8 protein-coding genes are annotated in these 6,063 nt (G+C 50.9%); 7 read left to right on the top strand and 1 reads right to left on the bottom strand.

Annotation, left to right across the window (positions count from 1 at the left end; translation table 11 throughout):
- Positions 1-226 precede the first annotated feature (226 nt).
- From DQX05_RS29800 to DQX05_RS31265, 7 genes are all read left to right on the top strand, one after another.
- Complete coding sequence (locus tag DQX05_RS29800) at positions 227-706, top strand: DUF6530 family protein (protein ID WP_119796855.1); 480 nt, start codon at positions 227-229, stop codon at positions 704-706.
- A 42-nt stretch (positions 707-748) separates the two neighbouring features.
- The gene (locus tag DQX05_RS29795) at positions 749-1,144 is read left to right on the top strand and encodes a GIY-YIG nuclease family protein (protein ID WP_119796854.1); all 396 of its coding nucleotides are present in this window, start codon (positions 749-751) and stop codon (positions 1,142-1,144) included.
- 938 nt (positions 1,145-2,082) lie between these two features.
- Positions 2,083-2,517: an exosporium protein C gene (locus DQX05_RS29790; protein WP_119796853.1), complete on the top strand. Its 435-nt coding sequence runs from the start codon at positions 2,083-2,085 to the stop codon at positions 2,515-2,517.
- Between the two features lie 186 nt (positions 2,518-2,703).
- Complete coding sequence (locus DQX05_RS31270; protein WP_182914970.1) at positions 2,704-2,877, top strand: hypothetical protein; 174 nt, start codon at positions 2,704-2,706, stop codon at positions 2,875-2,877.
- Positions 2,878-3,146: 269 nt separating this feature from the next.
- Positions 3,147-3,509 (top strand): serine hydrolase, encoded by a 363-nt coding sequence (locus DQX05_RS29785; protein WP_119796852.1) that lies wholly within the window; start codon positions 3,147-3,149, stop codon positions 3,507-3,509.
- A gap of 134 nt (positions 3,510-3,643) precedes the next feature.
- A complete protein-coding gene (locus tag DQX05_RS29780) occupies positions 3,644-3,886 on the top strand; it encodes a hypothetical protein (RefSeq protein WP_119796851.1) in 243 nt (80 codons plus the stop codon).
- A 67-nt stretch (positions 3,887-3,953) separates the two neighbouring features.
- Complete coding sequence (locus DQX05_RS31265; protein ID WP_182914969.1) at positions 3,954-4,109, top strand: hypothetical protein; 156 nt, start codon at positions 3,954-3,956, stop codon at positions 4,107-4,109.
- A gap of 154 nt (positions 4,110-4,263) precedes the next feature.
- Here DQX05_RS31265 and DQX05_RS29775 read toward each other — a convergent pair whose 3' ends face one another.
- Complete coding sequence (locus tag DQX05_RS29775; protein WP_119796850.1) at positions 4,264-5,481, bottom strand: cytochrome P450 family protein; 1,218 nt, start codon at positions 5,479-5,481, stop codon at positions 4,264-4,266.
- Positions 5,482-6,063: the final 582 nt, after the last annotated feature.

The raw sequence follows: 6,063 nt of genomic DNA, 5'->3' as shown, positions 1-6,063 counted from the left end.
TAGTGACATTATCTCAGAACAGTTATAGGGTGACATTATCACAGAAGAACAACAGTCCTTTTTGCGTTGTCTTGACTTTCGGCACGGGGTGAGCTATGATAGGTCATGTGATTTAGTAATTTAGTAGTCTAGTAAATATCTAATTTCGATTTATACTAGTCGATATAGACTAGTTTCGAAATAGACTAGTGCCGATATATATCAGATCGGATGGAGGAGATAGAAGATGAAAATTCCTACAAATTTAAAGCATAAGCCTGTCATTGTCTCGGAAAATTACGAAAATGTGGACGGACGTTACTCGGGACATTCCGATGCGAAGGGGCTCTCCTTGGGCTTGGCCCAATGGAATGACCGCGGCAAGGTCGATATCTCGGCCAAAGTATGGCGATATACCGGCGAGAAATGGTCCAGACAGTCGGAGGAGCTGCCGCTTCACCGCGTGCTTGACCTGGCTATCCTCGTCTGCCGGAGCATGGTTCATTTTCGCGAAGCGTACCGTTATCAGGACTTGTATGATCCGGAGAATCCGGTCATCGACCGCATCGGGTTGCAAGGGGATGCGATGACGGTGGCGGTGTGCACGGACAACGATAAGATTAAGGAAGATATCAAGCTGTTCAGCCAGGCGCTCAGCGACGATGGCGAGCTGAATGGCGAACGGCTGCGGACATTGTCGGCCCTGTTGAAGGAAATGGGGTATTGATTCGGATTAGGCATCCACGCCGCGCGAGGAAGGAGGGCCGTCATGGCACTGGATAAGCAGAGAAAGAAAGAGCTGGCCTCGGCATACCAGAAATCGTTCCGGCCAATGGGCGTCTACCAGATCCGCAATGTGAAGAACGGAAAAATTTTCGTGGACGGCACGATGGATCTGGAAGGAGCCAAAAACCGGCTTGAATTCATGAAGCAGACGAAGATGAACAGCATCATTCCGGAGCTGAAGCAGGATTGGGACGCATATGGCGGCGACTGCTTCGTCTTCGAGGAGCTCGATCAGATCAAGCCGCGGGAAGAGAGCGTCGCCGACCGTTCCGAATTGAAGAAATACCGGGATGAGGTGGACGCGCTGCTGGATCTGTGGATCGAGAAGCTGCAGCCATTTGGAGATAACGGATATAATAAACCGAAGCGCACGCCCTAAGCGCTGGAACCGGCCGGAAGGCCGGTTTTTTGCTGTACATGGGATGCCATGGGGTTCTACGGGATGCCATGGGATGCCATCGGAATCCACGGAATGCCATCGGATTCAATGGGGTTCCAGGGGATGCTGTGGGGTTCCACGAGATACCATGGGGTTCCATGGGATCTATGCGATTCCGTGGGATGGGACGACGGCATGCCTGCTTGCACGTGCCTCCTTGCGTGGCGATGGCGGTTCCTGGCGGGACGATTCAAGGCGTGGTGTAAAGCGAATCCTGCAAATTTACCGTATTTTATCGCATGGGAGGGTGTATTTACCATAATTCCTGCAAAAATACAGGAATTTGCCTGTTTTAGCGGAAGTGGCGCCGGTACAGGGTAGAATTGATGTATATTTGCAGGATTCCTAGCAACCTTAATCGAGCGTGAAGAAAATCCTGCATTTATGCAGCTTCACTCTTCTATCTATCTGCCGCCGAAAGCGGAACGTACGCAAGTATGCCCCAGCCAGATCTGCACTTTTCTCAACTTAGACATACTTCTCTTCGATTTCGGCCAAAAAAGCTTGGGGTAGGAGTTCAAACTCTTCCGAATTCAATGTAATCTCATCCCCAAATTTATATTTAAACACTGACTTGGTCGGATCAAGCTTAATCGTTTTATCCGCAGTCATTATATTATTGTGATTCATGGTGGAATTTCACAGCATCCTCACTTCATTCAATGGATTGCCATCCTTCTTTTCCATCGCCCGGCTTCGCTGCCCAAAATAAATGTCTAAGGCTGACACCGGTAAGAAATTATCGACTCCACCCGGACGAAATAAACATCAGCGATCTGTGCCAATTACATAAGTTAAAATGAAACTTTACCGAATGTCCAATCATTCTCCTTCTGTCGAACATATTTTGAGGATATCAGACGAGAGGAGATGATTTTTTGGTACGTATTCTTGATAAAGCTGCTGTAGAGCCGCGGCGCAAATTCAATCCAGAAAGGTCAGTTACTATCAGACGTTCACCGGGAAGGACTCGCCTGGCTACCATTCGATTAAGAATCCCTTCGACGAATGCTCAACCAAATCGGGTTGAATTAGTAGCGACGGTTGGTGTCCGCGGGGTTAGGGGTATCGCCCAAATTCTGTTCAGAATTTTCCGTGATGGAGTAGAGATTTTCAATACAAAGCAAGGGATCGAATCCACCGGTTCTGAAAAAAACTATGTAGTCACATTTCAGGCGATCGATAAAAATGTCAGATCGGGCAGCCACGTCTATACCGTAACAGCAGAAAACCGAACCCGGAATACGAGAGCTGATGTTGTGGGGCCGGTTTCCTTCAGCGGGTTAGCCGTTAAAACGAGAAGCTCATCCTGAATGTTCCGGACCTGAATAACGCAACCCAGTACCACGCCCGGTACTGGGTTTGTTTTGTTATGATGCCGCGGCCCCTCGATTTTGTCTTATGATTTCGGCGGCTTTTCGCAGCTCGTCCATGGGCGATCGCGTTCTCGCTGCTGTTCATGCTTTTGGGCAATTCTATCGTCAGCATGCTGATCAAATATGATGGGTGAAATATTGCTGTTCGCCAAGGTCAATGTAAGCCACCATGTCAATGGGCCGCTGACTCGGCCTGACATGACGATGCTGTTCCCGGTTTCGGTGCTGCTGGTCTACTTCGCTGAATTCCATCTTATATCATGGCTTGTCTTTACGAGAAGGGATGTGGCAGGGTAGGATTGACCCCATCTTAGGCAATGAACAGCTATTTTCGCATTGTAGTCAACGCCATTATCGATTACAAAAGCAGTGTCTGAAAAAATAATGTATGTTCATGGACGGAGGGCTGCAGCGTGCCGGGTGGACTCATTCGCAAGTCGCAAATATTTATGTTGCTTCTTGTCATAGGGGGCTGCCGCAGGATGCATGAAGGTGGATAGAACACCGGAGATTCATGTGAATCAGAGGCGCAGGATTGGCCTGCGGCATCGCCGGAGGATGCCGGCATGGAGAGGGAGAGGCTCGATCAAGTGGCGGTTCCGCTGGCGGACGAGCCGATCTATGCCATGGTAGTCGTGAAAGACGGGCACATCGTAAGCGAATATTATAAAAAGGGATATCATTGCGAACGTAAACTATGGATGAATTCCGTTGCGAAGAGTGTAACGTCCGCTCTTGTGGGCATGGCCGTCGAGCAGAAGGCGATTCGCAGCATCGAGCAGCCGATATCCGAGTTTTTTCCGCCGTTGAGACACGAAGAGACCGACATGCGCAAGCAAAATATCACCGTGAAGGATCTGCTCCGGATGACCTCGGTACACTGGATTGGCCTGAATCGACAGCGTGGGGTTACGATCTTACGCCGCTGATTGACAGCGAGGATTGGGCGGAGTTCGTGCTCACTTTCCCGATGAAGGAGGCGCCCGGGACGGCGGTATTCGATTACAATTCCGGGGGTTCGTAGTTATTATCGGCCATTGTGCAGCAACAAACTGGGAAAAGCATGCAGCAGTTCGCCGATGAGCATCTATTCGGCCCGCTCGGAATACGGGATTATGATTGGAGAAGGGGACCGAATGAAGAGACGGCGGGCGGATTCGGCATCGAACTGAAGCCGCGGGATGCGGCCAAGCCCGGCCTCCTCTATCTGAACCAAGCGAGAGGGAGGGGCGCCGACTTCTGTCTGAAGATTGGATACACGAATCGCCAGCCAAGCATACGGACGTGGGCGAAGACAACGGAATGAGCGTCTTCGGAGATTACGGCTACCACTGGTGGGTCCGTTCGTTCGATTCCTATGAAGGGTACTTGGCATGGGCTACGGCGGACAGTACATCATAGTCGTGCCGCCGCTGAACCTCGTTGTCGTCTTCGCCAGTATTTCGGATCAGGATACGGCGTTGCCGCTGCAGCATATGCATGCCTTCATCGAAGCTGCTGCTTCTTCGTCAGCGGATTCTTCTTCATAAGGCGGACTGAATTCCCCAAGAAAACGGATTTGGGACCCGGTATAGGGGAGTGGCGGTCAAATCTCCTCGCGGATCGAAAGCCTCCCGCACCGCACGAAGCGGAACAGGAGGCGGGAACCGGATATGCATGCTTCAACCTAACGCGTTCATATCGTTACTGGAATTGTAACGGCAAGGAGACGAACCCGCGCATCAGATAAGTGGGCTGCCATTCGAGCTGTTCGGGCGGCAAGGCCAGCTTCATGCCGCTTCGGCGGCGCAGAAGCGTACCGATCGCAATCCGTCCTTCCAAGCGGGCGAGGGGAGCTCCCAGGCAATGATGGATCCCCATTCCGAACGCGATATGGTGGTTCCGCTCCCGGGACAAGTCCAACCGATCGGGCTCCTTGAAGTAGTCGGGATCGCGGTTGGCCGAGGCAAGTGCGACGAGCACCATATCTCCCTTCGAGATGAGCTTGCCGTTCCATTCATAATCTTCTCCGATCCAGCGGTTCGTTCCGAATTCGACCGGGCCCATGAACCGCAGCAGTTCTTCGACGGCGGAATCCATTAAGGAAGGGGTGTTCCGAAGCGTCTCCAGTTCGTCCGGATGATTCAATAACGTGAATATGCCATTGCCAATCAGGTTTACGGTCGTTTCATGTCCGGCGATGATCAACAGGACAATCGTCGAGATCAGTTCCTTTTCCGACAAAGAGTCCCCTTCGGATTCCGCTTGCACAAGCAAGGATAACAAATCTTCCTTCGGATCTCGCCGGCGCTGCTCAATCAGGGCCGTAATATAGTCCGTAAAAGCATCTATTTCCGACTCGATTTTCTTATATTTCTCCGGCACATTGATGGCCGAGACGAGCGCATGGGACCACTCGCGGAACTGATCCCTCTCTTCGCTCGGCAGACCCAGCATCTCGGATATGACAATAATCGGAAGCGGATAGGCATAATCTTGAATCAGCTCCATGGCGGGCTGATCCTCCACTTGATCCAGCAGCCCATCCGCTATGTTCTGAATGCGGTCTTTTAGCCTCTCAATCATGCGGGGGGTAAATGCTTTTTGCACGAGGCCGCGGAGCCGGGTATGATCCGGCGGGTCCGAATTCAGCATATGTCTGACCATCAGGTCCATTTGAGACGGGGGGAGTCCCATTTCTTCGGGCGTGACGAATTGGAACAAATTTTTCTTCAAATAATCGGCTTTCAGTGCGGCAACGGCGTCCTGGTAGCGTGTCACGATCCAAGCTGTCCTGCCGTTAGGCAACCTGATTTTGTGAATCGGATCATGTTCTCTGAGCTTCTCATACAGCGAATAGGCATGATTTTTAAAATCGGATGAAAAAGGATTGACCATCGGTATTGTTGGGCTTGTGGTCATTCGAGCGCCTCCTTCATTCATATTTTCGCGGTTAACGGACAGGCATAACCACGCTAAGTAATTATACTAATTATAACTCAATATTCCACTATGTACATATATTTCTTTTTTCTTAGGGCGCCAGGAGAACGGTTCACTTCATCGTGAGCTGTTCTTCTTTTTTATAGTCGTTCCCATCGGGCCGAAAGGTGCTGTTTTGCTGTAAATGGGAACTCAAGGAGAGGGGGGCGTCGTTTCCGTTGCGTTACTATTCATAGCGTGACGAGGAAATGGGAGTAGATCCTGCAAAATTACAGTATTTTAGAGCACTGGAGGGTGAATTCTCTATAATTCATGCACGCGTGTGCTGTGTTTGAGCAGTAGTATGAGTCATGCTGCGTCTGCAACAAGTAGTGTGCGGATGGTGCTTCTGCGGAAGTAGTATGGGTTGCATGACAGATCTGGGCCAGTAATATGCAGTGAGTGCTGCGTCTGCAACAGTAGGTTCTTTAGACCAGGGGCGATGGCCCCTGGTTTTTTGGGATTTTCGCGTGCCCAGCGAAGCACGCATCATCTAGCCGGTGAGAGTCCGGTCGCGGGAGG

The organism is Paenibacillus thiaminolyticus (genome assembly GCF_003591545.1).
In the GTDB taxonomy this organism is placed as follows: Bacteria; Bacillota; Bacilli; order Paenibacillales; family Paenibacillaceae; genus Paenibacillus_B; species Paenibacillus_B thiaminolyticus_A.
This window is presented reverse-complemented; position numbering and strand designations above follow the sequence as displayed.

Coding starts and splice junctions, on each gene's coding strand:
- DQX05_RS29800 (WP_119796855.1), top strand. CDS start 227: ATGAAAATTCCTACAAATTTAAAGCATAAGCCTGTCATTGTCTCGGAA.
- DQX05_RS29795 (WP_119796854.1), top strand. CDS start 749: ATGGCACTGGATAAGCAGAGAAAGAAAGAGCTGGCCTCGGCATACCAG.
- DQX05_RS31270 (WP_182914970.1), top strand. CDS start 2,704: ATGATGGGTGAAATATTGCTGTTCGCCAAGGTCAATGTAAGCCACCAT.
- DQX05_RS29785 (WP_119796852.1), top strand. CDS start 3,147: ATGGAGAGGGAGAGGCTCGATCAAGTGGCGGTTCCGCTGGCGGACGAG.
- DQX05_RS29780 (WP_119796851.1), top strand. CDS start 3,644: ATGCAGCAGTTCGCCGATGAGCATCTATTCGGCCCGCTCGGAATACGG.
- DQX05_RS31265 (WP_182914969.1), top strand. CDS start 3,954: ATGGGCTACGGCGGACAGTACATCATAGTCGTGCCGCCGCTGAACCTC.
- DQX05_RS29775 (WP_119796850.1), bottom strand. CDS start 5,481: ATGACCACAAGCCCAACAATACCGATGGTCAATCCTTTTTCATCCGAT.